At 62.6% G+C, this 25,326-nt stretch carries 25 protein-coding genes; 19 read left to right on the top strand and 6 right to left on the bottom strand.

What is annotated here, in order from left to right; translation table 11 throughout:
- Positions 1–79: 79 nt before the first annotated feature.
- From GC127_RS16915 to GC127_RS16900, 4 genes are all read left to right on the top strand, one after another.
- Positions 80–1,009, top strand: a complete 930-nt coding sequence (locus GC127_RS16915) for a transferrin-binding protein-like solute binding protein (RefSeq protein WP_151979083.1) — start codon at positions 80–82, stop codon at positions 1,007–1,009.
- Positions 1,010–1,019: 10 nt separating this feature from the next.
- Positions 1,020–2,441, top strand: coding sequence for a hypothetical protein (locus GC127_RS16910; RefSeq protein ID WP_151979082.1), 1,422 nt, complete (start codon positions 1,020–1,022; stop codon positions 2,439–2,441).
- Positions 2,442–2,522: 81 nt separating this feature from the next.
- The gene (locus GC127_RS16905; RefSeq protein WP_008282253.1) at positions 2,523–2,951 is read left to right on the top strand and encodes a VOC family protein; all 429 of its coding nucleotides are present in this window, start codon (positions 2,523–2,525) and stop codon (positions 2,949–2,951) included.
- Positions 2,918–3,649, top strand: a complete 732-nt coding sequence (locus GC127_RS16900; RefSeq protein ID WP_151979081.1) for a DUF1194 domain-containing protein — start codon at positions 2,918–2,920, stop codon at positions 3,647–3,649. The genes GC127_RS16905 and GC127_RS16900 overlap by 34 nt, the downstream gene beginning before the upstream one ends.
- Here the strand turns inward: GC127_RS16900 and GC127_RS16895 are convergent.
- The 3 genes from GC127_RS16895 to GC127_RS16885 form a co-directional block, all read right to left on the bottom strand.
- On the bottom strand, positions 3,643–4,155 hold the full coding sequence (locus tag GC127_RS16895) for a MarR family winged helix-turn-helix transcriptional regulator (RefSeq protein ID WP_151979080.1): 513 nt from the start codon (positions 4,153–4,155) through the stop codon (positions 3,643–3,645). The two genes, GC127_RS16900 and GC127_RS16895, sit on opposite strands and share 7 nt — an antisense overlap.
- A 78-nt stretch (positions 4,156–4,233) precedes the next feature.
- On the bottom strand, positions 4,234–4,458 hold the full coding sequence (locus GC127_RS16890) for a succinate dehydrogenase assembly factor 2 (protein ID WP_050775782.1): 225 nt from the start codon (positions 4,456–4,458) through the stop codon (positions 4,234–4,236).
- Positions 4,459–4,522: 64 nt separating this feature from the next.
- Positions 4,523–4,924 (bottom strand): helix-turn-helix domain-containing protein, encoded by a 402-nt coding sequence (locus GC127_RS16885; protein WP_008282257.1) that lies wholly within the window; start codon positions 4,922–4,924, stop codon positions 4,523–4,525.
- 85 nt (positions 4,925–5,009) lie between these two features.
- Here GC127_RS16885 and GC127_RS16880 point away from each other — a divergent pair, with 85 nt between their 5' ends.
- From GC127_RS16880 to GC127_RS16870, 3 genes are read left to right on the top strand one after another with little or no spacing between them, the layout of a single operon-like run.
- On the top strand, positions 5,010–6,212 hold the full coding sequence (locus GC127_RS16880) for a pyridoxal phosphate-dependent aminotransferase (protein WP_151979079.1): 1,203 nt from the start codon (positions 5,010–5,012) through the stop codon (positions 6,210–6,212).
- Positions 6,209–6,577: a bleomycin resistance protein gene (locus tag GC127_RS16875; protein ID WP_009818506.1), complete on the top strand. Its 369-nt coding sequence runs from the start codon at positions 6,209–6,211 to the stop codon at positions 6,575–6,577. Before GC127_RS16880 ends, GC127_RS16875 begins: the two co-directional genes overlap by 4 nt.
- A gap of 2 nt (positions 6,578–6,579) precedes the next feature.
- On the top strand, positions 6,580–6,984 hold the full coding sequence (locus GC127_RS16870) for a hypothetical protein (RefSeq protein WP_151979078.1): 405 nt from the start codon (positions 6,580–6,582) through the stop codon (positions 6,982–6,984).
- Between the two features lie 245 nt (positions 6,985–7,229).
- Here GC127_RS16870 and GC127_RS16865 read toward each other — a convergent pair whose 3' ends face one another.
- The gene (locus GC127_RS16865; protein WP_151979077.1) at positions 7,230–8,183 is read right to left on the bottom strand and encodes a radical SAM protein; all 954 of its coding nucleotides are present in this window, start codon (positions 8,181–8,183) and stop codon (positions 7,230–7,232) included.
- A gap of 159 nt (positions 8,184–8,342) precedes the next feature.
- Between GC127_RS16865 and zwf the strand changes: the two genes are divergently transcribed.
- The 9 genes from zwf (at position 8,343) to GC127_RS16820 (ending at position 18,302) form a co-directional block, all read left to right on the top strand.
- Positions 8,343–9,797 carry a glucose-6-phosphate dehydrogenase gene (gene zwf, locus GC127_RS16860; RefSeq protein WP_008282261.1) on the top strand — a complete coding sequence of 485 codons (1,455 nt, stop codon included), beginning with the start codon at positions 8,343–8,345 and terminating at the stop codon, positions 9,795–9,797.
- Positions 9,794–10,465, top strand: coding sequence for a 6-phosphogluconolactonase (gene pgl, locus GC127_RS16855; RefSeq protein WP_151979076.1), 672 nt, complete (start codon positions 9,794–9,796; stop codon positions 10,463–10,465). Before zwf ends, pgl begins: the two co-directional genes overlap by 4 nt.
- A gap of 12 nt (positions 10,466–10,477) precedes the next feature.
- Positions 10,478–12,058 carry a glucose-6-phosphate isomerase gene (gene pgi / locus GC127_RS16850; RefSeq protein ID WP_151979075.1) on the top strand — a complete coding sequence of 527 codons (1,581 nt, stop codon included), beginning with the start codon at positions 10,478–10,480 and terminating at the stop codon, positions 12,056–12,058.
- A gap of 116 nt (positions 12,059–12,174) precedes the next feature.
- Positions 12,175–13,161, top strand: coding sequence for a polyphosphate kinase 2 (gene ppk2, locus GC127_RS16845; protein WP_151979074.1), 987 nt, complete (start codon positions 12,175–12,177; stop codon positions 13,159–13,161).
- A gap of 100 nt (positions 13,162–13,261) precedes the next feature.
- On the top strand, positions 13,262–14,020 hold the full coding sequence (locus tag GC127_RS16840; RefSeq protein ID WP_081506388.1) for a TylF/MycF/NovP-related O-methyltransferase: 759 nt from the start codon (positions 13,262–13,264) through the stop codon (positions 14,018–14,020).
- Positions 14,021–14,097: 77 nt separating this feature from the next.
- A complete protein-coding gene (locus GC127_RS16835) occupies positions 14,098–14,742 on the top strand; it encodes a DUF1007 family protein (RefSeq protein WP_151979073.1) in 645 nt (214 codons plus the stop codon).
- A complete protein-coding gene (locus GC127_RS16830; protein WP_151979072.1) occupies positions 14,724–15,656 on the top strand; it encodes a nickel/cobalt transporter in 933 nt (310 codons plus the stop codon). Before GC127_RS16835 ends, GC127_RS16830 begins: the two co-directional genes overlap by 19 nt.
- A 42-nt stretch (positions 15,657–15,698) precedes the next feature.
- Positions 15,699–17,081, top strand: a complete 1,383-nt coding sequence (locus GC127_RS16825) for an MATE family efflux transporter (protein WP_081506390.1) — start codon at positions 15,699–15,701, stop codon at positions 17,079–17,081.
- A gap of 54 nt (positions 17,082–17,135) precedes the next feature.
- A complete protein-coding gene (locus tag GC127_RS16820) occupies positions 17,136–18,302 on the top strand; it encodes an alpha-hydroxy acid oxidase (RefSeq protein ID WP_151979071.1) in 1,167 nt (388 codons plus the stop codon).
- A 6-nt stretch (positions 18,303–18,308) separates the two neighbouring features.
- Here the strand turns inward: GC127_RS16820 and GC127_RS16815 are convergent, their stop codons facing one another.
- Positions 18,309–19,337: a hypothetical protein gene (locus GC127_RS16815; protein WP_151979070.1), complete on the bottom strand. Its 1,029-nt coding sequence runs from the start codon at positions 19,335–19,337 to the stop codon at positions 18,309–18,311.
- A 164-nt stretch (positions 19,338–19,501) separates the two neighbouring features.
- Between GC127_RS16815 and GC127_RS16810 the strand changes: the two genes are divergently transcribed.
- The 3 genes from GC127_RS16810 (at position 19,502) to GC127_RS16800 (ending at position 22,185) form a co-directional block, all read left to right on the top strand.
- Positions 19,502–20,128: a 50S ribosomal protein L25/general stress protein Ctc gene (locus tag GC127_RS16810; RefSeq protein WP_008282271.1), complete on the top strand. Its 627-nt coding sequence runs from the start codon at positions 19,502–19,504 to the stop codon at positions 20,126–20,128.
- 136 nt (positions 20,129–20,264) lie between these two features.
- Positions 20,265–20,945, top strand: coding sequence for an aminoacyl-tRNA hydrolase (gene pth / locus GC127_RS16805; protein WP_081506392.1), 681 nt, complete (start codon positions 20,265–20,267; stop codon positions 20,943–20,945).
- Positions 20,946–21,021: 76 nt separating this feature from the next.
- Entirely contained in the window at positions 21,022–22,185 is a 1,164-nt protein-coding gene (locus tag GC127_RS16800; RefSeq protein ID WP_151979069.1) for a serine hydrolase, read from the top strand.
- Between the two features lie 51 nt (positions 22,186–22,236).
- Here the strand turns inward: GC127_RS16800 and ileS are convergent, their stop codons facing one another.
- Complete coding sequence (ileS, locus tag GC127_RS16795; RefSeq protein WP_151979068.1) at positions 22,237–25,173, bottom strand: isoleucine--tRNA ligase; 2,937 nt, start codon at positions 25,171–25,173, stop codon at positions 22,237–22,239.
- Positions 25,174–25,326: the final 153 nt, after the last annotated feature.

The following is a 25,326-nucleotide window of genomic DNA, read 5'->3' as shown; positions in this document are numbered from 1 at the left end:
CGGGAATTGACTTTTAAATGCAATGGCCTGAGGCTGACCGCAAAACAAACAATAAACATATATTGAGGGCAGTCTCATCATGAAATACATCGTGGCAGGCCTGATGGCCGCTGCCCTGTTGGGCGGCTGTGGGGGTGGCGGATCGTCCAACCCGTTCGACGGTCGAGGCGAAGACGACGACACCACCACACCGCCCCCTGCGGGCAGCAGCGTGCCGGCCGAAATCGCACAGGATGTAACCGGGGTCGCATTCGATCCCGTGACCCAGACACTGACCGTCGAAGGGCTTTCTTTTGACGGCACGACTGACCCGGTTACCTATAACCGCGCCGCAGCGCTCGACGTGCCGGGCTATCAAGCCTACACAATCCAGCAAGACGGCGCATCCCGCCACAGCACCGCCTTTGCCGCCCAAAGCCAGACCTCGGGTGCCGTGACTGCCGGGGTTGCCGCCACCGGCGGGCCGCGCAACCGCTTCTTTACTGGGGCCTTCTTTGAGAGAACCGGCAGTTACACCCAGCCGACAAGTGGCGAGGTGGTCTATACTGGCCGCTATGTTGGCATAACCAACCTTGACTCCCAAGGGGGCGACTTGCTGCCACCCCCCGCCGGACTTGCCCCGGAACTGATCCCCACCCAGGCCGCATCGACCCAAGGCGATGTGGTGCTGCGCGCGAATTTCGGGGATCGCCAGATCGAGGGCAATATCATCAACCGGCGCCTCTCCGAAACACCGGGTGGCGTCGTGATTGATTTGCCGTCGCTCGTTCTGATCAACGCAGAGATCACCGAGGGCGGCACGTTCAGTGGAACGGTTGAATACGATCAATCCGCCTTTCCCGCCGACCGTGTGACCGGCACCAGTATTGGTTCTTCCGCCGGCGTATTTGGCGGCACCGGCGCAACAGAAGTCGCTGGCGGGATCAAACTCAACGAATTCGACGGGCCGGGCAACCCGCTCGGACTGAACAACGAACTGGAAACCGGAATCTTCGTGCTTGATCGCTAGAGGCGGCGGGATGACCGCAACTCTGAACACCAAGGCGCAGACAGGCTTCGCACTCAGACCGCGTCATATCCGGCACATGCTGCGCGCGGGGGTCTTTCTCTCGACGCTCGGTCTGGCAGGGATTGGCGCGGCAACGCCGGCCAACCTCACCCTCGCCCAGGCCGACGCCTTGGCCGCTCAGGCGCTGGGCGCAGGCCAGCCTCGCTTGGCCTATGACCTCAGCAAAGGCCTCTTGCAGGCCGACCGCCGCAATCCCCGCGCGCATTATTATCAGGCTTTGGCACTCTCGCAGGCCAAGGCCTATGGCGCGGCGGAAAAGAAAGCGGCTCTTGCCTATTGGCACGCCAAAACGGATGAGCAGCGCTTTCAGGCCGCCAATCTCGCGGCCCAGCTCAGCTTTGCCGATGACAGATTCACCGGCTCGCAATTCTGGCTGCGCCGCGCGGTTGATCACGCCCCCGATGAGGTGGCCCGCGCCCAGACCGTCACCGCCTTTCAGAACGTGCGCGCGCGCAATCCGCTGCGGTTCGACTTTCGCTTTTCCACCACGCCCTCAGACAATGTGAACAACGGTGCCAACAGCCCGCTCAATGTGATCGACGGCGTGCCGGTGGTGGGCACACTCAGCCCCTCGGCACAGGCGCTCTCGGGCTTTGTCACCACCGCACAGGCCGCCCTCTCCTATCGCCTAAGCAAGAGCGAGACCCATGAGACGCGGCTTCGTGGCCGGGTCAACGCGCGGCGGGTCGATATCTCAGACCCGGTGCCGGGGCTCAACGGTGATGATCTGTCCTCAACCGTGCTTGAATTGGGCCTCAGCCAGTATCTGCGCGGCACATCCGAGGCCGTGACCTGGAAATTCGACCTCGACGGCGGGCGCGTCTGGTATGGGGGGGATCCGCTCTATGATTTTGCGCGGGTCGGGGCCACGCGGCATCAGCGCCTGGGCGCGCGCCTGCAGCTTAGTTTCGGGGCCAGCTTCGAGGATCAACTCTACGAGAGCCCGCGCGGGGCCGACAGCACCGTCGCCACCGGCTTTGCCGGTCTGGGCGTCAACCTGACGGGGGGCGGTCAGATCGGATTTCAGGTGCAGTATCGCGACACTGACAGCAATGGCGTCAACCGCGCCTCGGATCAATGGACCGGTATCGCAAGCTATCAGATGGGCCGCGCCCTTGGCCCGGCAAACCTCGAATTCTCGCTTGGCATCAGCCAGTTGGATTATTCCAGCTATCAGGTTGGGTTCATCGTCGTGCCGGGCGGGCGTGATGACACTTCGGTGTTCGGTGGGGTCACGGCCACGTTCAACGACTGGGGCTACATGGGCTTTGTGCCCACCCTCTCCGTGACCACCGAACGCAGCGAATCCAACATCAGCCGTTTCGATGTCGAGGAAACCTCGATCACGCTCGGGATCCGGTCCGAGTTTTAGCGCCCAGCCCATCCCAGATTGCCCTCGACACCGGCGCGCGGGCCACTATCCTCCAACCCATTGCAATCACGGAGGATGACCATGCGCATCAAATACCTGCACACGATGGTCCGGGTCAAAGACCTTGAGGCGACACAACAGTTCTTTGCCCTTCTCGGGCTCAAGGAAACCCGCCGTTGGGATAATGAGGGCGGGCGCTTTACGCTCGTGTTCATGGCCCCCGAAGGACAAGAGGACTGCCCGGTCGAACTGACCTATAATTGGGATGGCGACGAGGGCTTGCCCTCGGACAGCCGGCATTTCGGCCATCTTGCCTATGCAACCAGCAATATCTATGACCTCTGCCAGCACCTGATGGACAATGGCGTCACCATCAACCGCCCCCCGCGCGACGGGCGCATGGCCTTTGTGCGCAGCCCCGACAATATCTCGGTCGAGCTTTTGCAAGAGGGCGACGCCCTGCCCCCGGCAGAGCCATGGGCCAGCATGGAGAATATCGGCCATTGGTAAGGCTCGCGGCCTGTCTTCTGGCCGCAAGCCTTGCGGCCCCGGCGCAGGGTGCATGCCGCCTTGCGCTGGTGCTCGCGCTTGATGTGTCCTCTTCGGTCGATGACGCGGAATATGGGCTGCAGCGGGTCGGGCTTGCCTCGGCGCTGAACGCGCCCGACATCCGCGAGGCCATCCTGCGCGGCGGGTCGGGCGATGTGGCGCTGGCGGTCTACGAGTGGAGCGGCCGCTTTCAGGACAAGCTGCATCTCGATTGGACGTTCTTGCGCAACGATGCCGACATCACCGGCGCGGTGGCGGTGCTTGCGGGCATGCAGCGCTCGACCAGCGATTATCCCACCGGCCTTGGCTCGGCGTTGGGCTATGGGGCGGCGCTCATGGCGCGCGGCCCCCGCTGCGATCGTCAGGTGATCGACGTCTCGGGCGACGGGGTCAACAATCAGGGCTTCGGCCCGGATCTGGCCTACAAACATTTCCCCTTTGACAACATCACTGTGAATGGTCTGGTCATCGAAGGGCATGATCAGCAGGTCACGCAATACTACCGCCGCGAGGTGCTGCGTGGTCCGGGGGCCTTTCTCGAAATCGCCCAAGGGTTCGAGGATTTCGAGCGCGCCATGTCGCGCAAACTCTACCGTGAAATCAACGATCTCATGCTGGGTGCCCTGCCCCATCCCACGCCCCACGCCCCACCTCAATAAATATAGCGGATCTGATCGGTCCAATAGCGCTCGACCCGCCGCAACGAGGCGGTGATCTGATCAATCCCATCGGGGCCCAGCACGCCGCGCCCCTCCAGCCCCTCGGCATGCCGCGCAAAAAGATCGCCGACAAGATCGCGGATCGTGCGCCCCTTTTCGGTCAGACGCACCCGCACAGACCGGCGATCCGCCTCGCAACGCTGGTGGTGCATATAGCCCATATCCACCAGCTTCTTGAGGTTGTAACTGACATTGCTGCCCTGATAATAGCCGCGCGTCTTCAGCTCACCGGCTGTCACCTCGTGGTCACCGATATTGAACAGCAACAGCGCCTGCACCGCGTTGATTTCCAGCACGCCGACGCGCTCGAACTCGTCCTTGATGACATCCAGCAAAAGCCGGTGCAAACGCTCCACCAGCGATAGCGCGTCTAGGTAGCTGCTGATAAAGGCACTTTGGACAGCGCTCGTCGTCAGGGGGCTGTGATAGCTCATGTTGGTCTCCATGCGATACTGCTCGCTGGGGACCATCTGGCAAAAACCCGAACATTCGGTAAATCGCGGCCAAACCACCTAAAATGCGATCTACTTTCCCCCGCTGGCCTCTGCCGCGATTTCTGCCACCAAGGGGGCGAACTGCGCCGGTGGCGCGGCTTGGCCCGTGACCCATTGATAAAGATCCTGATCGTTTTCGCACAACAGCGCATCAAACCCGTCAAGTGCGGCCGCATCCATCGCCCCCAGCCGCGCCTCGGCATAGCGGCTCAGGATAATGTCCATTTCCTTGATCCCCCGGCGCATGGCCCGCATCCGCAGGCGCTTGATCCGGTGGGCGGGCGGCTCGTCGGCGGCGCCGGGCGCCTCTACAGGCGTGTCACTCACCGGCCTCCTCCCGCAATTTGGCGCGCAGCGTCTTTTCCAGCCGCCCCAGACGGTCGGTCGCGCGGGTCATCTGCGCACGGATGTCGCGGATCTCGGTCAGCATATCCATCACATCGCGCGACAGCTCGCCCATCTCGGGCGCGCCCGGCCCCTCGCCCTCACCCGACAACAGCCACAAAAGCGAGACATTGAGCATCCCCGCCATCATCGACAGCTTGTTGGCCCGTGGCTCCGACAGGTCATTCTCCCAGGCCTTCAGCGTCTTGAGCTTGACGCCCAGCCGCTTCGCCAGATCAGACTGGCTCATGCCAGAGCGCTCGCGCGCGCCGGTCACACGGTCGCCAAAGGTGGTGGCATCGGGATCGAACCAGCCGTCGGTGTTGTCTGCGGTCATCGTCTTCCTTTCCAGTGATCGTGCTTGATCATGCACTGAGCGCACCCTAAGACATTCCATGAGTGAATTCAAACCGGAGCCGGTCATGTCCCGCCTTTCCGCGACATTGTCGCGTGTCAAACCCTCGCCCACCATCGCCGTGACCACCAAGGCACAGGAACTCAAGGCAGCCGGGCGCGACGTGATCGGGCTTGGGGCTGGAGAGCCGGATTTCGCCACGCCCGCACATATCCGCGCCGCGGGCATCCGCGCCATCGAAGAGGGCAAGACCAAATACACCGCCGTTGACGGTATCCCGGAATTGAAGGCCGCAATCTGCGCCAAGTTCAAGCGCGACAACGGGCTCGACTATGTGCCAGCCCAGGTCAGCGTCGCATCAGGCGGCAAGCAAATCCTCTACAATGCCCTCGTGGCCACGCTCAATCCCGGCGACGAGGTGCTGATCCCCGCGCCCTATTGGGTCAGCTACCCCGACATGGTGCTCTTGGCAGGCGGCGAGCCGGTGATTGCCCCTGCGGGCATCGAAACCGGGTTCAAACTGACGCCAGAGGCGCTCGAGGCTGCGATCACACCGAAAACCCGTTGGTTCATCTTCAACTCGCCCAGCAACCCCACCGGGGCGGGCTATACCTGGGATGAATTGAAAGGGCTGACCGACGTTTTGATGCGTCATCCCCATGTCTGGATCATGACCGACGATATGTATGAGCATCTCGCCTATGACGGCTTTGAATTCTGCACCCCCGCTCAGGTGGAACCAGCGCTTTATGATCGAACGCTGACCTGCAATGGTGTCTCCAAGGCCTATTGCATGACCGGCTGGCGGATTGGCTATGCGGCAGGTCCGCAAGACCTGATTGGGGCCATGCGCAAGATCCAGTCGCAGAGCACGTCGAACCCCTGCACAATCAGCCAATGGGCGGCGGTCGAGGCGCTGAACGGCAGCCATGATTTCATCGCCGAAAACAACGCCGTCTTTGCCCGCCGCCGCGATCTGGTGGTGGCGATGCTCAATGAGATCGAGGGCATGGAATGCCCCACCCCCAACGGGGCCTTTTACGTCTATCCCTCCATTGCCGGGTTGATTGGCAAGACCAGCGCGGGCGGCGCGGTGATCGCGGATGATGAGGCCTTTGCTACGGCGCTTCTGGAAGAAACCGGCGTGGCGGTGGTGTTCGGCGCGGCCTTTGGCCTATCCCCGAATTTCCGGATCAGCTATGCAACCTCTGATGACGCGCTGAAAGAGGCATGCACGCGGATTCAGACGTTCTGTAAAGGGCTGACATGACCACAGGCAAGATAACCGCAAACCTGCCCAGCCGGGATTTCGATGCAACCGAGCGCTTTTACGCGATGCTCGGCTTTCAGACCGAATTCCGCAATGCAGGCTGGATGATCCTGAGCCGGGAGGGCATGACGGTCGAGTTTTTCCCGCATCCCGATCTGGACCCCGGCACCAGTTGCTTTTCCGCCTGCCTGCGTCTGCCCGAGATTGACAGCCTGCATGCCGAATGGCGCGGCGCCACGGATCTGCCCGACACGCGCAACGCCATCCCGCGATTGACCGATCCTTTCACCCTTGCGAATGCGCCCCGAATGTTTGCGCTGGTCGATCCCGACGGTTCGCTCTGGCGCGTTCTGGAAAGTGCCTGACCATGGCGGGTGATCTGCCGGAATATTACTTCAGGGTCCGTGAAAACGGTGCCTTCGTGTTCCGGGTGGATACCGAGAACCGACAGCGCCGGATCGAGATGGAACAGATCGCCACCGTTAATATCCGCAAATCCGAGATCAAGCCGCAGGGCGAACGCGCCCTGACCGACGCCGACACTGCCGCCATCACCGAATGGATGGAAGAGCGGCTGAAACTGGTCGAATATCGCGACATCGACGATATCCTGCGCGCGGTGGATTACCTCAACACCACGACCCATTGGGTGCAGTCCAAGGCGACCGATGACCAACTCGAACAGGTAACGGATGCGCTTCTCTTGGCGATGCACGACCTGCGCACGGTGCTGGTGCGCAAAAAGGCGGATCGGCTGCTCAAGGACGAGTGAGGCGGAGTGGCGGCGTGAGGGGCCTGGAGGGGACGTTTGCCCCGATTTCCAATGCGCAGAATCAAGGCGCGGCACGCGCCGCCGCGCTATCGCTGGGCCGTCCCGCGGCCTAGCGATTTTGAGAAGGTGCGCAATTCTGATACGTCATACGGGCTTTGCTGGCATAAAGTGGCAACCACTTGCGTTGCTTCGCTAGTCCCCGGCCTAGCGATAGCGCGGCGCGTTACCGATACCTCAAGCCCCCCTCACCGCGAGCAGCTTGCCCCGCCCAGCACGCAGAACTTGGCGCAATGCGGATGGTTCAGCGCCACGTCGCGCTCGGCCTCGGCCAGCGTCTCGCCCAACTCGAACTCGGGCGCATAGGGCAAAAGCGTGCAGGCCACCACCGCAGGCCGCGCCGCCCCCCGGCGCTTGACCACCATACGCGACGAGGCGCACATGGTATCCTCGGGCCGCTTGTCCAGAATATCCCAACAGGCCGTGGTGATTTCGGGCACTTCGGCCCCCTCGTCCATCTCGGGGAAAAGCACGGTGGCACCCGGATCATTGGCGTCAATCTCAAACCCGTGTTCCGCATAAAACGCCGCATACCCCGCACGAGACTGCGCCTCGCTCTCGCCCCAGACGGTGCGCCCGGCCACGGTCATGCGAATGCCATTGTCACGCAACCAGCACATGCCCTCCAGCGTCTTGGCAAAGGCCCCCGCGCCGCGCTCTTCGTCGTGCAAAGCCTCGGACCAGTGGTCGACCGAAATCCGCAAGGTCAGCTTCTCGCCCCAGGTCTTCCCCAGATCAAGCAGCCCTGCGCGCATCGTCTTGCGCATCATCGGGCGCATGGCATTCGTCAGGATCAACACCTCGAACCCTGCCTCCAGCGCCGCCCGCGCCATGCCGATCATCTCGGGATTCATAAAGGGCTCGCCGCCGGTAAAGGCGATCTCACGCAGCGGCCAGCCCCGCGCGCGCACCTGCCCCAGATAGTCGCGCACCTCCGATTCGGAGATATACACCAGCGCGTCATTGCTGGGCGAACTCAGGATATAACAGTTGCGGCACTCGATGTTGCAGAGCGTGCCGGTGTTGAACCACAAGGTCTCAGGATGGCTTAGTGCGACAGAGGCCCGCACATCACCCTTGGCGGTGCGCGCCGGGTCTTGAAACTTGCCCTGATTGGCTGGGCCGGTGACGGAATCTTTCATAAAGTCATCCACGAACTGATTTTCTTTTCCTATCTACCTCTCCCGCTCTGGCAAGAGAAGCGTTCTGACGCCATTGTGAAGACGCCCCAACATGTTAGAGTTGCCGCGGCGGATACTGCGCCCGAAAAACGGGCGAATGACGAGCAAAGGAGATGGGCCATGGCCTCTCGGGTGATCCCGGTCGATCCCTTCGATCTGGTGATTTTTGGCGGCACCGGCGATCTGGCACGGCGCAAGATATTGCCCGCCCTCTTCCGCCGCTTTGTCGCAGGCCAGATCGAAGGCGATGTGCGCCTGATCGGTGCCGCACGCGGCGACATGGACCGCGACGGCTATCGCGCCATGGCGCGCGCCGCGATCACCGAATTCGGCGGCGAGGAATCAGCCCGCAAAAAGGATCTCACCGCCTTTCTCGACCTGCTCGATTTTGTCACGCTCGATGCGCGCGGCACGGAAGGCTGGGAACCGCTGGCCGCCCTCATGCGCCCCGACCGCATCCGCGCTTTCTATTTTTCGGTGGCCCCGGCCCTCTTTGGCGATCTGGCCAAACGCCTGCACAAACACGGCATGGCCGATGAACGCAGCCGCATCGTGGTGGAAAAACCCTTTGGCCGTGATCTCGAGACCGCGCGCGACCTCAACCGCACGCTGGCGCGACATTTCAGCGAAGGTCAGATCTACCGAATCGATCATTACCTCGGCAAGGAAACCGTGCAGAACCTGATGGCGATCCGCTTTGGCAACGTGCTCTTTGAACCGCTCTGGAACAGCCAATATGTCGATCATATCCAGATCACAGTGGCGGAATCCGTCGGCGTCGGCGGGCGTGGTGATTACTATGACAAATCCGGTGCCATGCGCGACATGGTGCAAAACCACATGATGCAGCTCTTGTGCCTCATCGCGATGGAGCCGCCGGCGAAATTCGAACCCGACGCCGTGCGCGACGAGAAACTCAAGGTCATCCGCGCCCTTGATCCCGTGGCACGGCGCAATGTGGTGCGCGGCCAGTATGAGGGCGACGGCACGCAACCCGGCTACCGCAATCAGGTGGGCAACCGCGACAGCACAACCGAAAGCTTCGTGGCGTTAAAGGCGCATATTTCCAACTGGCGTTGGGCGGGCACACCGTTCTATCTGCGCACCGGCAAACGCCTGCGCGACCGCGCCAGCGAAATCGCCGTGGTGTTCAAGGATGCGCCGCATTCGATCTTTGGTGCTGATGCCGGGCGACACCGCAACATCCTCACGATCCGCCTGCAACCCAATGAGGGGATCGAGCTGGGCGTGACGATCAAGGAACCGGGGCCGGGCGGCATGCGCCTGATCGACGTGCCCCTCGACATGACCTTTGCCGAGGCGCTAGGGCCGGAAGAGGCGGATTTCCCCGATGCCTACGAGCGGCTGATCATGGATGTGATCCGCGGCAATCAAACCCTCTTCATGCGCGGCGACGAGGTCGAGGCAGCCTGGGCCTGGACCGATCCCATTATCGCCGATTGGGAGGAAGAAGGCGCGACGCCCCTCGACTATGCCACCGGCTCCTCAGGACCGGATGATGCGCTGATGCTCATGCACCGCGATGGACGCCGCTGGCGGGAGATACGACCATGACCTTCATAGACTATGCCGATGACGAAATGCTGGTCATGGGGCTGGTGGATGTGCTCTCGACCGACCTGCGCAACGCCCTGCGCACCCGCGACCGCGTGCTCTTTGTCGTGCCCGGCGGCACCACACCGGGGCCAATCTTTGACGGGCTTTGTGGCCTCGATCTCGACTGGGACCGGGTCGATATCCTGCTCTCAGACGAACGCTGGCGCCCCGAGGTACATCTGCGCTCCAACACCCGCCTTCTGCGTGAACGCCTCTTGCGCGACCGCGCCGCCGCGGCGCGCTACCTGCCGCTCTATGCCAAATCGCCAGAACCCGAGGAGGTGCTGGCCGAGTTGGAAACCAACATCGCCCCCGCCCTGCCGATTGATGTCTGCCTGCTGGGCATGGGCACAGATATGCACACCGCCTCGCTCTTTCCCGGTGCCGATCGCCTCGCCGATGCGCTGGCCGAGGATGCCCCCATCCTCGTGCCGATGCGCGCGCCCGGTCTGGAAGAGCCGCGCGTCACCCTGTCGGCGCATGTCCTGAATGGGGCCCTTTGCAAACACGTGGTCATCACCGGCACACAGAAACGTGCAGCGTTCGAGCGCGCACAGCATATGCGCCCCCTTGAGGCCCCGATTGCCGCCGTGCTAGCGGGAGCCAGAGTACATTGGTGCCCCTGAGAGGATTTCAAAATGTGGTCAGAGGTGGAAGAGGTCGCCAAAGCGGCGCGAGATATCGACATCACCGGGTTGTTCAGCGATCCCACCCGCGCCGAGACCTTTTCAACCCGCTTTGACGGGATGCTTTTTGACTACTCCAAAACCGCCCTCACCGTCCCTGCCCGCGCCGCCCTGCTGACGCTCGCCCAAGCCACAGGCGTTGCGGCCCGCCGCGCCGCGATGTTCGCGGGCGAGGCGATAAACGAAACCGAGGCGCGCCCCGTTCTGCATACCGCGCTCCGCAATCTCTCGGGCCAGCCGGTGATGGTCGAGGGCAGCGATATCATGGCCGAGATTACCGAAACGCGCGCCCGCATGGCCCGCTTTGCCGATACCGTCCGGCAGGGGCCGATCACGGATGTTGTCAATATCGGCATCGGCGGCTCGCACCTTGGCCCCGAGATGGCGGTGCGCGCGCTGCGCCCCTATCACGACGGGCCGCGCTGCCATTTCGTCTCGAATGTCGATGGGGCCGACATCGCCGATACATTGGCGGGGCTGAACCCGGCAACCACCCTTGTGATTGTCGCCTCCAAGACCTTTACCACCATCGAAACCATGACCAATGCGGCCACGGCGCAGGCGTGGATGACCCGCGCCGGGGTCAATCCGGGGCCACAATTCGCCGCCGTATCCTCTGCCGCCGCAAGGGCCGCGGACTGGGGCATCGACGCAAGCGCTGTGTTCGGCTTTGGCGATTATGTGGGCGGGCGCTATTCGGTTTGGGGGCCCATCGGCCTGCCGCTGATGATCGCCATCGGGCCAGACCGGTTCAAAGACTTTCTGCGCGGTGCCGAGGCGATGGACCAGCATTTCCAAACCGCCACCCCGCTCGAGAACATGCCCCTCCTGCTCGGTCTCATCGGCCTTTGGCATCATCAGGGCCTGGGCCACGGCACCCGCGCCGTATTGCCCTATGACCAACGCCTCGCACGCCTGCCCGCCTATCTGCAACAGCTTGAAATGGAATCGAACGGCAAGCGCGTGAGCATGTCCGGCGCAGCGCTCAGCCGCCCCTCCGGCCCCGTCGTCTGGGGAGAGCCGGGCACCAATGGCCAACATGCTTTTTATCAGCTGATCCATCAGGGCACCGCCGTGGTTCCTTGCGAATTTCTCGTGGCGGCCACCGGCCACGAGCCAGAGCTTGCGCATCACCACCGCCTGCTCGTGGCCAATTGCCTTGCGCAATCCAAGGCGCTCTTGCGCGGGCGCTCGCTTGACGAGGCGCGCGCGCTGATGCGCGACGCAGGCTACACCGGCCCCGAGCTTGAGCGGCAGGCCGCACACCGCGTCTTTCCCGGCAACCGCCCCTCGACCACGCTGATCTATGACCGGCTGACGCCGCGCCGTCTGGGCCAGATCATTGCGCTCTACGAACATCGCGTGTTCGTCGAAGGCGTGATCCTCGGGATCAATTCGTTTGATCAATGGGGGGTGGAACTGGGCAAGGTGCTCGCCGTCGATGTCGACGCCATGCTGACCGGCGACACCAACCCCACGCGCGACGGATCAACCGCAGCGCTCGTGGCCTTTGCCCGCGCAGCCGGGGTCTGAGACGCGGGCAAGCTCCAACTCTGCTCTGCCCGCAAAATTTGACTTGGCGCAAAGTGTGACACAAAAAATTCATATATCATTCCGGGATTAATCATTGATTCAAAACGGAGTGCCGCATGACCGAGTCGCCCCTGTCCTCCCTGCCTACGCCCGAACCTGCGGCCATTCCCACCTCCCTGCCCGAGCTTGCGGTTGAGCAACCAACCCCGGCACCTGCAGCGGCAAACCTCCTCGCCACCCCGGCTGAGAACGATCCCAATTCCCTGCGTGACGCCTTTGAAAGCGGGGCCTATCCCTATGAAACCCGCATGGGTCGCCGCAGCTACGAGACCCAAAAGGCGCATCTTCAGGCCGAATTGCTCAAGGTGCAGCTTTGGGCCCAAGAGACGGGGCAGAAATTTGTGCTGATCTTCGAGGGGCGCGATGCGGCGGGCAAGGGCGGCACAATCAAACGCTTCACCGAACATCTCAACCCCCGCGCCGCCCGTGTCGTGGCCCTCAACAAACCCACCGATCAAGAACGCGGCCAGTGGTATTTTCAGCGCTATGTCCAACACCTGCCCACCTCGGGCGAAATGGTCCTTTATGATCGCTCTTGGTACAACCGCGCCGGGGTCGAGCGGGTAATGGGCTTTTGCCAGCCGCATGAATACCTCGAATTCATGCGCGAGACCCCCGAATTAGAGCGGATGCTGGTGCGTTCGGGCATCCGGCTTTACAAATACTGGTTCTCGGTCACGCAGGGCGAACAACGCGCCCGCTTTGCCAGCCGCGAAACCGATCCGCTCAAACAATGGAAACTCAGCCCCATCGACAAGGCCAGCCTCGATAAATGGGACGACTACACCGAGGCGAAAGAGGCGATGTTCTTCTACACCGACACCGCCGACGCGCCCTGGACAGTGATCAAGTCGAACGACAAGAAACGCGCGCGCCTCAATTGCATGCGGCACTTCCTGAGCTCTCTCGACTACCCCGGCAAAGACCCCAAAATCGCTCAGGCCCCCGATCCGCTCATCGTCTCGAACGCACAGCATGTGCTGCACAAAAGCGATCACATCTTGGGCAAATCCCTGCACCCCGAGGACCGCAAGAGCCGATGAGACACGACGACGCGCCCCTTGACGCGGTGCCCCGGTCTGGGCCAAGAGACCGCTCAGGCGGTCAAAGGGCCCGCCTGAGGCGTCAGACAAGGGGCAATCCGTGATCATCAAGGCACTCGACTCGCTCGGCGGGCTTCTTTTCGGGCGGGAAAAATACCGCCGCGGCCATTACAAACTGGCCAAGCGTCTGGCCGCCCGGCAGCGCTTTGAGGTCTACAAACCGCATCTGATCTGGCTCACAGACCCCGAATTCATCGCCGCCCGCGACATGGCCGAGGCCCGCGGCATCGAAGGCAGCCCGCATGATCGCTGCTTCACGCTGATGACCTCTGCCCGCATGGTGCGCGGGATTGAGGGCAATTTCGCCGAATGCGGCGTGCGCTATGGCAAATCTTCGCTTTTCCTGCTGACCGGCGCGGGCGCACAAAGCACCAAACGCCTGCACATCTTTGACTCCTTCCAAGGCCTGTCGGAACCCAGCGACGCCGATGTGCAATCGGGTGGCAAATCGGAGTGGTCCAAGGGTGATCTGGCCGTGCCAGAGGATATCGTGCGCCAGAACCTCAGCGCCTTTGGCGACCGTGTGGAATTGCACAAAGGCTGGATTCCCGACCGCTTCAACGATGTCGCGGATCAGGAATTTTCGCTCGTCCATGTCGATGTGGACCTTTACGAGCCGACACTCGCCTCGGTCGAATTCTTCTATCCTCGGGTCAAGCCGGGCGGCGTCATCCTCTGCGACGATTATGGCTCTGGTGATTGCCCCGGCGCGAAAAAGGCGATTGACGAATTTTTCGCCGACAAGCCGGAAAACGTGCTGTCCCTGACCAGCGGCCAATCCTTTGTGATCAAGGCCTAGGCGAGCTTTCGCGCGGGGCATTCCGCCCCCGCAAACGCGCCTTGCAGCAGGCGCGCCACGCGCCTAAATCTGACGGTATGAAACCGCTCATCCCGATGGCCCTTGCGGCAACACTCTGCCTGCCCACCGCCCCCTTGGGCGCGCATCCGCATGTGTTTGTCGACGTTGCCCTGCACTTTACTGCGGATACCCAAGGGCGCCTGTCAGAGGTCGAGGTGACCTGGAGCTATGATGATTTCTTTTCCCTCCTGATCCTCACCGACATGGGCCTAGACCCCGATGGCGACGGCACCCTGACCGAGGCGGAATTGGCCCAGCTCAAAGGGTTTGATCTGATCGAATGGCCGGATGGCTTTGAGGGCGATCTTTACATGTATCAGGGCGAGACCAAGATTGCCCTTGATCACCCGATCCCCACCGGCATTGCCCTCACCAATGGCCGCATCATTGCCACCCATACTCGCACCTTCGGCCCAGTCAAAGCCGACGCTCTGCGCATCGAGGCTTATGATCCCACCTATTACGTAGCCCATAGCCTTGCCGGTCCCATCACCCTGCCCAAGGGCTGCGTCTATACGATCACCGAACCCGACCTTGACGAAAGCCAGGAACAATTCCGCCAGATGCTGAGCGAACTCAGCGCCGAGGAACAATATTCCGGGGTCGAGATCGGCAATCTCTTTTCCGAGAGCCTTTCGGTCACATGCGCCGCCCCGTCCTAAGCCTTGCGGCCCTTGCGCTCGCAGTTCTTGTGATCTGGCTCTGGGGCTTTGGCGGGGCCGCGCAAGTCTCAACTTGGGCCCGCGCCGGACAGGCCGAGACGCAACAGGCCATGGCCCGCCTTCTGCGCGCATTGCGTGCGGGCGAACCGGGGGCGCTGGCAGGGTTGCTGGGCCTCTGCTTTGCCTATGGCTTCTTTCACGCGGCGGGGCCAGGCCATGGCAAGATCCTGATCGGTGGCTACGGCATGGCCGCACGCGTCAGCGCATTTCGCCTGTCGCTCTTGGCGCTGGCCTCCAGCTTTGCACAGGCCGCAGCGGCGGTGCTGCTGGTCTACTCCGGCGTGTTCCTCTTTGACCTCACGCGCCAGCATATGACCGATCTGGCCGAGGACATCATGGCCCCCGCCAGTTTCGCCGCGATTGCCCTCGTCGGCCTCTGGCTGGCCTTTCGCGGCCTGCGCCGCTGGCGGGCATCCCGCCCCGCCCGGCACCATGACCACCATCACCACGCTGACCATAACCACCATAATCACTATGACAACGACGCGCCTTGTTCCTCCTGTGGGCACAAACACGGGCCAACTCTGGCCGAGGCCGAGGCCGTCACCGGCTGGCGCGACGCCGCCGCCCTGATTGGCGCCGTGGCGATCCGCCCCTGCACCGGCGCGCTCTTCCTCCTCATCCTCACCTGGCGCATGGACCTTGACCTCGCGGGCATCCTTGGCGCTTTCGCCATGGGACTTGGCACCGCCAGCGTCACACTCGCCGTGGCGCTCGCCTCTGTCACCTTGCGCGAAGGCGCGCTGGCGCGTCTCGCCGCTGGCGATACCGCCCGTGCCCTGCCCCTCTTTGAAATCGCGGCAGGCGTGATCATTGCGGCACTCTCGACGCATCTCATGCTGGGCACGCTCTGACGAGGGTTGCACCCCGCCCCGCACCCGTCTAACGCCAAGACCATGCAACCCCGGCTCACATATCGCCAACATGCCCGCGCCGTGCTGGGCCTTGGCCTGCCGCTGATCGGCAGCCATGTGGCGCAGTTCGCCATCACCTTCACCGATGCAATCATGCTGGGCTGGTACTCGGTCGAGGCCTTGGCCGCCGAGGTTCTGGGCGGCACCATGTTCTTTGTCCTCTTCATCATGGGCTCAGGCTTTGCTTGGGCCGTGATGCCGATGGTGGCCTCTGCACAGGCCACAGGGGCCATCCCCCAGGTGCGCCGCGTGACGCGCATGGGCCTCTGGGCCTCGATCCTCTTCAGCCTTGCCACGCTGCCGCTGATGCTGGGCTCTGGCGCTCTGTTTGACCGTATGGGCCAAGAGCCCGCCACCGCCGCCCTCGCCGCCGACTACCTCGAAATCGCAGGGCTGGGCATTCTACCCGCGCTCATGGTGATGGTGCTCAAATCCTATCTCGCGGCGCTCGAACGCACCGCCGTCGTGCTCTGGGTGACGCTGGGGGCGGTGGCGCTCAACGCCGCCATCAACTATCTGCTCATTTTCGGGCATTTCGGCTTTCCCGAACTTGGCGTGCAGGGCGCGGCCATCGCCTCGCTCGGGGTCAATATCGCGTCCTTCGTGGTGCTTGGCGTCTATGTCCATCGCTCCGCCCCTGAACACGCCATCTTTCAACGCTTCTGGCGCCCCGACCCCGAGGCACTGGGCCGCGTCTTTCGGCTAGGCTGGCCCATTGGCCTGACCAATCTGGCCGAAGTTGGCCTTTTCGCGTCCGCATCGGTGATGATGGGGTGGCTCGGCACCCTGCCCTTGGCCGCCCATGGCATCGCCATGCAGATCACGTCGGTCATCTTCATGATCCACCTTGGCCTCTCCAACGTCGCGACCGTGCGCGCAGGTCAGGCGCATGGCCGCGGCGATGGCACGGCCCTGCGCGACGGCGCGCGCGTGGTGCTTGGCCTCTCCGCCGCCGTGGCGCTCGCGACCATGGCGCTTCTTCTGCTGCTGCCCGATCTGCTGGTGGGCCTCTTTCTGGCCCCCGACGATCCAGACCGGGCCGAAGTCATCGCCATTGGCCGTCAGCTTCTTGCCGCCGCCGCCCTCTTTCAACTGGTGGACGCCGCCCAAGTGCAGGCGCTTGGCCTCTTGCGCGGGGTGCAAGATACCCGCGTGCCCATGGTGATCGCCGCCCTCAGCTATTGGGCGGTCGGCGTGCCCGTTAGCTACCTTCTGGGCTTCACCTTTGGCTTGGGTGGCCCCGGCATCTGGCTTGGCCTGGCCTCGGGGCTGGCGCTGGCAGGGGTGTTCATGTTGGTGCGGTTCTGGCGCTGGTCCGTGCGCCAAATTCCATCACAGCCCAGCAGTCTGCGGCAACAGGGGTGATTGCGCGGCCCCGCTTGCGTTGGTAAAGGAAACTAACCAATTTCGGAGGACGCCATGCCCGTCATCACCAATATCGCCGATCTCAAACAGATCTACCGCCGCCGCGTCCCCAAGATGTTCTACGATTACGCCGAATCCGGCAGCTGGACAGAACAGACCTTCCGCGAGAATACCACCGACTTTGACAAGATTTACCTGCGCCAGCGGGTTGCCATCGACATGACCGGGCGCAGCACCGCCAGCCAGATGATCGGACAGGATGTGGCCATGCCCGTGGGCCTTGCCCCGGTCGGCCTTACCGGCATGCAACACGCGGATGGCGAGATCAAGGCCGCCCGCGCCGCCGAGAAATTCGGCGTGCCCTTCACCCTCTCCACCATGTCGATCTGCTCGATCGAGGATGTGGCCGAAAACACCACCAAACCCTTTTGGATGCAGGTCTATACCCTCAAGGACGATGATTTCATGCAGCGCCTCTTTGACCGGGCGCGCGATGCCAAATGTTCGGCGGCGATGATCACCGTCGATCTGCAAATGCTGGGACAACGCCACAAAGACCTGAAAAACGGCCTCTCCGCCCCGCCCAAGCTGACCCCCAAAAGCGTCGCCAACATGATGACCAAGGTCCATTGGGGCCTGGGCATGCTGGGCACAAAGCGGCGGTTCTTCGGCAATATCGTGGGCCATGCCAAGGGCGTGACCGATCCCTCCTCGCTCAGCACCTGGACCTCCGAGGCCTTTGATCAGGCCCTCGATTGGGACCGCATCCGCCAATTCCGCAAGATGTGGGACGGCCCGCTGATCATCAAGGGCATCATGGACCCGGTCGATGCGCGCGAGGCGCTCAACGTGGGGGCCGATGCCATCATCGTGTCAAACCACGGCGGGCGGCAGCTTGACGGCGCGCTCTCGGCCATTCGCGCCCTGCCCGCCATCGTCGACGCCGTAGGCGACAAGATCGAGGTGCATCTTGATAGCGGCATCCGCTCGGGTCAGGACGTGCTCAAGGCGCTCAGCCTCGGGGCCAAGGGCACCTATATTGGCCGCGCCTTCGTCTATGGTCTGGGCGCAATGGGCGAGGCGGGCGTGACGCGCGCGCTCGAAGTCATCCACAAGGAATTGGACAGCACCATGGGCCTCTGCGGTCGCCGTGACGTGAAAACGCTCGATCGCGATATCCTGCTGGTGCCCGAGGATTTCACCGGCCGCTGGACGGTGTAAGGCGCGTCACTTCCCCAACAGCCGCCGCAATAGCCCGCGCCGCGCCTGCACCTGAGGTGCGGGCGCCGGGCCCCTAGCGGCGGTCCACGCCGCCAGAACGGCGCGCGCCTCTTCGTCCAACGGCACCTCCGACGCAGGGTCTTCTGCGACATCCGCGTCAAACGCCCCGCGATGCCCCGCCCGCCGAACAAGATCGTGATTGCTCCCCTTCCAACGGTCCACCACCGCCTGCCGCTGGGCATGCGGCATCAAGAACCGCCGCTTTGGCACCGCGATAACGCCCGGCGCTTCGGCAAAAAACCGATCCAGCGCCACATCCACCTGCCCCGCCGAGGCCCCCGCCGCCCGCATCTCTTGCTTAAGCAGCCGCGCAGGCTCGATCAGGCCCGTGGGCGGGCTGACATTCGCCAGTGGCACATCGGCATCTTCGCCATAGCACAGGCTCCCCGCGCCAATCTGCTCCAGCACGAAATTCACCGGATCGCGCCGCGCGCTCCCCGGCTGGATCACGGCAGTGAACACCCGATCCCGACCAACATATTTCCCCCAATACAGGGTAAAAAGCGCATAGTTCAGTACATCTTGCTGCGTGCGCTTTTCCAGCAGTTCCGCGATGGTGCCATCCCAGGTATGGGCACCTTTGACATGCTGCTTGAAATCAGACTCAAGCCAGTGATCCTGCCTGCGAAACAGCGCAATCACCGAAACCTCGAACCCCCGCGCGCGCAACGCCTCAATGAACTGGATGACCGCCGCCGATTTATAAAGCGCCGAAAACGCTTCTGAACTCAGCACCACATCGCCCGTCCCGCTGGAAAAGAAATCCAGCGCCGCCGCGATCGCCTCTTCTCTCTGTCGCAAAATGGAAATCGCCAGACGCGCGGCATTGCCCTGTCCCTCTGCCTCTGGCCCTTCGGGCATCTCATAGGCAATCCCCAGCCCCCGCAGCACCTCTTGCCGTTGCACCAACGCCGCCTGTATCGTCGTCGTTGCACATTTGGGCATGCCGACATGCAGGAAAGCGCGGCGTGGCATTTGGGTCAGGCTCCTCTTGCGTCACGGGACCGACGGATAGGTCAGGCATCCCCCCCAAGCAACAAGATTCCGCTTTTCAAATCCGCAAAACCCGGCTATTGGCGCAGCTTCATGCGGGGACTACAGCCTTGGAGGAGCCCCGCCCTAACTTATGGAGAGATTAAATGGCTGGAGAAATTCCTGATCTTCAAGCCCAGGAACGCGCGGGGACAGGCAAGGGCGCCGCTCGCGCAGCCCGTCGTGCGGGTATGGTTCCGGGTGTCGTGTTTGGTGGCGATAAAGAGCCGCTGGCGATCAACATTCCGTTCAACGCACTGCTCAAGCGCCTGAAAAAGGGCCGCTTCAAGTCGACGCTGTTCAACCTTCAGGTTGAAGGCCATGACGATGTGCGCGTGATCTGCCGCGACGTTCAGCGCGATGTGGTCAAGGATCTGCCGACCCACGTCGACCTGATGCGCCTGCGCCGCACCACCCGGATCAACCTGTTCATTCACGTTGATTTCATCAACGCCGAACAGTGCAAGGCCCTGCGCAAGGGCGGCGTGCTGACCGTTGTGCGCCCCGAGGTGGAACTCAACGTGCTCGCCGGCGATATCCCCGATCACGTCACCGTGGACCTCTCAAAGGTCGAGAAAATCGGCGATGTCGTCACGATCTCGATGGTCGATCTGCCCGCAGGCTCCGAGCCGGTCATCAAGGACCGCGATTTCGTGATCTGCAACATCTCCGCGCCGTCGGCACTGCGCTCGCAGGGCGATGACGAAGAAGAAGAAGATGGCGAAGAGGACTGATCCTGCCGGACCAGACCTTATTCTACACCGCGCGGCCCCATCGGGGCCGCGTTTTCTTTTGCCCCCACCGCAGCCTGTTGATTCCCGCCGCCCAAACCCCTAGACCGTGGCCCATTCAGGATCGGGGGCACCACCCATGCAGCTCTTCGTAGGTCTCGGCAATCCGGGCGCGAAATACGAACGAAACCGCCACAATATCGGCTTCATGGCGCTTGACCGCATCGCCGAGGATCACGGCTTTGGCCCATGGCGGTCCAAGTTTCAGGGCATGGTCTCTGAGGGCACGTTGGACGGCGCGCGCACCGTCCTGCTCAAGCCGATGACCTTCATGAACCTCAGCGGTCAATCCGTGGGCGAAGCGGTGCGGTTCTACAAACTCACCCCCGCCGATGTCACCGTCTTTCACGATGAATTGGATCTCGCCCCCGGCAAGCTGCGCTGCAAGACGGGCGGCGGGCACGCAGGCCACAACGGGCTGCGCTCGATCCATCAGCATATTGGCGAGGCCTATGCCCGCGTGCGCCTTGGCATCGGCCATCCCGGCCACAAAGACCGCGTGGCGCAGTACGTCCTGCAAGATTTCGCCAAATCCGAGGCCGACTGGCTCGACGATCTTTTGCGCGGCATCGGCAAAGGCGCGCCATGGCTCGCCCAAGGCAAACCCGACCGCTTTCAGAACGCCGTGGCGCAGGCCATGACACCCCCCAAACCCGCGCGCCCTGCCCCAGTGCAGACCGACCGCGCCCCACCCCCAGAGCCTGAGGCCACACCAGACCCTCGCTCGCCCATGCAAAAGCTGATGGACAAATTCCGTTAGGCCATTGATCCCAAGGTAAGGCTTGATCAAGCGCGGCGTCACTGCTCAACTGCCGACAAAACCGAAGAGGATGGGAATGCGCAACGCTCTCAAATGGCTGGGACGGATCCTGCTGCTGTCGGTCCTTGCCGCGGCAGCGGTTGGCCTCTGGAAACGCGACCAGATCACCCGCCTCTGGGCGGTCAACAGCCTCTTTGACGCAGACCGCATCGTCCAGAACTTCTCGCATATGGACCGCGCCTTTTTATCCGTGCCCGTGCCGCGCGGCACCGGCCCCGTCTCGCCCCTGCCCGCAGGCCCGGCCATGACCCTGCCCGCCGTGGCCACTGATTGGATCACCGCCCGCAACGTGACCTCGCTCATGGTCCTGCACCGGGGCGCTGTGGTGCATGAAAGCTATCACTTTGGCACCGCCCCCGAGGATCGCCGCATAAGCTGGTCCGTCGCCAAAAGCTTTCTGTCGGCCCTCTTCGGGGTGGTCATAGCCGAGGGTCAGATTGCCTCGCTCGATGATCCGGTCACGCGCTACGCCCCCAGCCTCGCAGGCAGCGCCTATGACGGCGCGAGCATCCGCCACGTGCTTCTGATGATGAGCGGCGTTGCCTTTGACGAGGATTATCTGGATTACGCATCAGACATCAACCGCATGGGCCGGGTTCTGGCCCTTGGCGGTACGATGGACGGCTTTGCCGCCGGTCTCACGGCGCGCGATGTCGCCCCCGGCACGCGCTGGCAATATGTCTCGATTGACACGCATATTCTCGCCATGGTGCTGCGCGGGGCCACCGGGCGCAGCCTGCCAGACCTCTTGTCGGAAAAGATCATCCAACCTCTAGGCTTCGACTCCGAACCCTATTACCTCACCGATGGCGAGGGCGTGGCCTTTGCGCTTGGTGGCCTCAACGTCACCACCCGCGACTATGCCCGCTTTGGCCTGATGGCCGCCAATCTGGGGCGCTACAACGGGCAACAGGTGGTGCCCGAGGATTGGATGCGCGCGGCCACAACGCCCACCGCCCCCACAGAACCGGGCGATCTGCAATATGGCTTTCAATGGTGGATGCCCGCCGATGCCCAACCCGGCGAATTCTTCGGCCACGGCATTTACGGCCAATATATCTATATCGACCGCGCCCGCGAGGTGGTGATCATCGCCACCTCCGCCGACCGCGCCTTTCGCGAACCGGGCGTCAAACACGGCAATATCGCCGTGCTGCGCCAGATCGCCGGGGCGCTCTGATCCCCAAACCCCACCCCGGGCTTGACCCGGGACGGGTAATAGACGCCTAGCTTACCCCAACGCCGCGTCACAGCGCCCGCAGGTGCCGGGATGCTTGTGCTGCCCCACATCCGGCAGGATTTTCCAACAACGCTGGCATTTCTCGCCTTCCGCGCGCTCAAAAACCACGCCGACCGTGTCCACCTCGGGCAAACGAAATGCCTCATCGGGGCGCGGATCGCCGGTCAGCATCAAATCCGACGTGATACAGATATCCGCGAAATCCACCGATTTCAGCGCCGTCAGCATCTCGGCATCGCGGATATGCACCACCGGTGCCGCCTCTAGGCTGGCCCCAATCACCTTGTCTGTCCGTTGCACCTCTAGCGCCGCCGTCACCACCCGCCGCGCCTGCCGCACCATCGCCCATTTCGCTGCTAAGGGCTCATTAAGCCACTCGGCGGGCGTATCGGGAATATCCGTGAGGTGAATGGAACTGTCCTCACCGGGGAAGCGCGACAGCCACACCTCCTCCATGGTGAACACCAGCACTGGCGCGAGCCATGTGGTCAGCCGGTGAAATAAGAGATCAAGCACCGTGCGCGCCGCCCGCCGCCGCGCCGTGTCGCCATCGCAATAAAGCGCATCCTTGCGAATATCGAAATAGAACGCACTCAGGTCGAGCGTGCAGAAGTTAAAGATTTGCTGGAAAACCCCTTGGAAATCATAGGTTTCATAGCCTTTCTTCACCTTGTGATCCAGCTCCGCCAGACGGTGCAGCACCCAGCGTTCCAGCTCCGGCATCTCTGCCGGGTCCACGCGATCCGCCTCAGTGAACGGGGCCAAAGCCCCCAGCATGAACCGCAGCGTATTGCGCAAACGGCGATAGCCATCGGCCACGCCCTTGAGGATTTCCGGCCCGATCCGCAAATCGGCAGTATAATCCGCCTGCGCCACCCAAAGCCGCAGAATATCCGCGCCATATTGCTTGACCACTTCCTCGGGCGCGACCGTATTGCCCAAGGATTTCGACATCTTGTTGCCCTTCTCATCAAGGGTAAAGCCATGCGTCAGCACCCCCCGATAGGGCGCGCGCCCGCGTGTCCCGCAAGCCTGCAACATCGACGAATGGAACCAGCCGCGATGCTGATCCGTGCCCTCTAGGTATAGATCGGCCAAACCATCCTCAGACCCGTCCTCGCGGTCGCGCAGCACAAAGGCATGCGTCGAGCCGGAATCGAACCACACATCGAGAATGTCATCGACCTTGCGCCAGTCGTCCGGGTTCACGATGCCCGACAGGAACCGCTCTTTCGCGCCCTCTTTATACCACGCATCCGCACCCTCTTCCTCAAAGGCCGCAAGGATACGCGCATTCACCTCTTCATTCCGCAAAAGGTAATCAGAATCCGTGGGTTGTGCGCCGTTCTTCACAAAACAGGTGAGCGGCACACCCCAAGCGCGCTGACGGCTCAGCACCCAATCGGGCCGCGCCTCGATCATGGAATAGAGCCGGTTGCGCCCGGTCTTGGGCGTCCATGTCACCAACTCATCAATCGAGCGCAGGGCGCGTTCGCGAATGGTCGTGCCATAGTCGTCCTGCCCATCGCCCACCGCCCGGTCAATCGCCGCGAACCACTGCGGCGTGTTGCGATAGATCACAGGGGCCTTGGAGCGCCACGAATGCGGATAGGAATGCTTGATCTTGCCCCGCGCGAGCAGCCCGCCCACCTCGGCCAGCTTGTCAATCACCGCCTTGTTGGCATTGCCCTCCTTGCCCTTGCGATCAAGGATGAACTTGCCGCCAAAGAACGGCAGATCAGGCCGGAAAGAGCCATCTTCCAGCACGTTATAGGTAATCACCTGCTCCAGCATGCCCAAGTCGCGGTAAAGCTCGAACTCCTCCATCCCGTGCGAGGGCGCGCAATGAACAAACCCGGTGCCTTCTTCGTCACTCACGAAATCAGCCGCCCGGAAATCGCGCAGGTCATCCCATTCGCCATTCCCGCCTTCGGCCCCTTTCAGCGGATGCTCAAGCTGCATCCCCGCCAATTCCTGCGTCGGCACATCGCGCAAACGCCGATACATCGACGGCTCCAGCCGCGCGCGGGTCATCACATCCTCGGCGCGGGTATCGGCGAGGATGAATTTCTCACCCACCGCCGCCCAACACTCGCCCGGCGTCGCGATCACCTCATAGAGGCCATAGGAAATCCCCTCGCCATACACCACGGCTTTGTTTGAGGGCATGGTCCAAGGCGTCGTGGTCCAGATGACGACAGAAGTATTCTCAAGACCGGGGTTGCCGTGCCCCTTGGTCACGGCAAACTTCACCCAAACCGTAAAGCTCTCCTTGTCGTGATACTCCACCTCCGCCTCGGCCAGCGCGGTTTTCTCGACCGGCGACCACATCACGGGCTTTGACCCCTGATAAAGCACGCCGTTCATCAGGAATTTCTGGAACTCCTCCGCGATGATCCGTTCGGCGCGGAAATCCATGGTAAGGTAAGGGCGATCCCAACAGCCAGTGATCCCCAGCCGCTTGAATTCCTCCCGCTGAATGTCGATCCAGCCCTCGGCGAACTTGCGGCATTCCTGACGGAAATCGACCACATCCACCTTGTCCTTATCCAGCCCCTTGGCGCGGTATTGCTCTTCGATCTTCCACTCGATCGGCAGCCCGTGACAATCCCAGCCGGGGATATAGCGCGCATCGCGGCCCATCATCTGCTGGCTGCGCACGACCATATCCTTGAGGATTTTGTTCAGCGCATGCCCGATGTGCAGATGCCCGTTGGCGTAGGGCGGGCCATCGTGCAGCGTAAAGGGAACACGCCCTGCGGCCTGCTCGCGCAGCTTCTCATAGACCCCGATCCGCGCCCAACGTGCCAGCCACTCAGGCTCGCGCGCGGGCAATCCGGCGCGCATCGGGAAATCGGTCTCGGGCAGGTTCAGCGTGTCTTTGTAATCCGGCGTCTGGCCCGGTGTCTGTGTCGTGTCGGCGCACATGGTTTGCGTCCTTGTCACTGGTCTGGAATTTGGGGGGTGAAAGGTGGCGCGGGTGCCCATACGCCTTGTCCCGGCAGCTCGATTGTCTCAGAGCGCCGGGCATGTAATTCGAATAATGATCGCTTTGCGTCTCATCATGCGACGCCTTATAGG

Source organism: Roseovarius sp. EC-HK134, from assembly GCF_902498815.1.
Taxonomy (GTDB): domain Bacteria; phylum Pseudomonadota; class Alphaproteobacteria; order Rhodobacterales; family Rhodobacteraceae; genus Roseovarius; species Roseovarius mucosus_A.
Note: the sequence above shows the minus strand (reverse complement) of the source record. Positions and strands in the feature narration are given on the sequence as shown.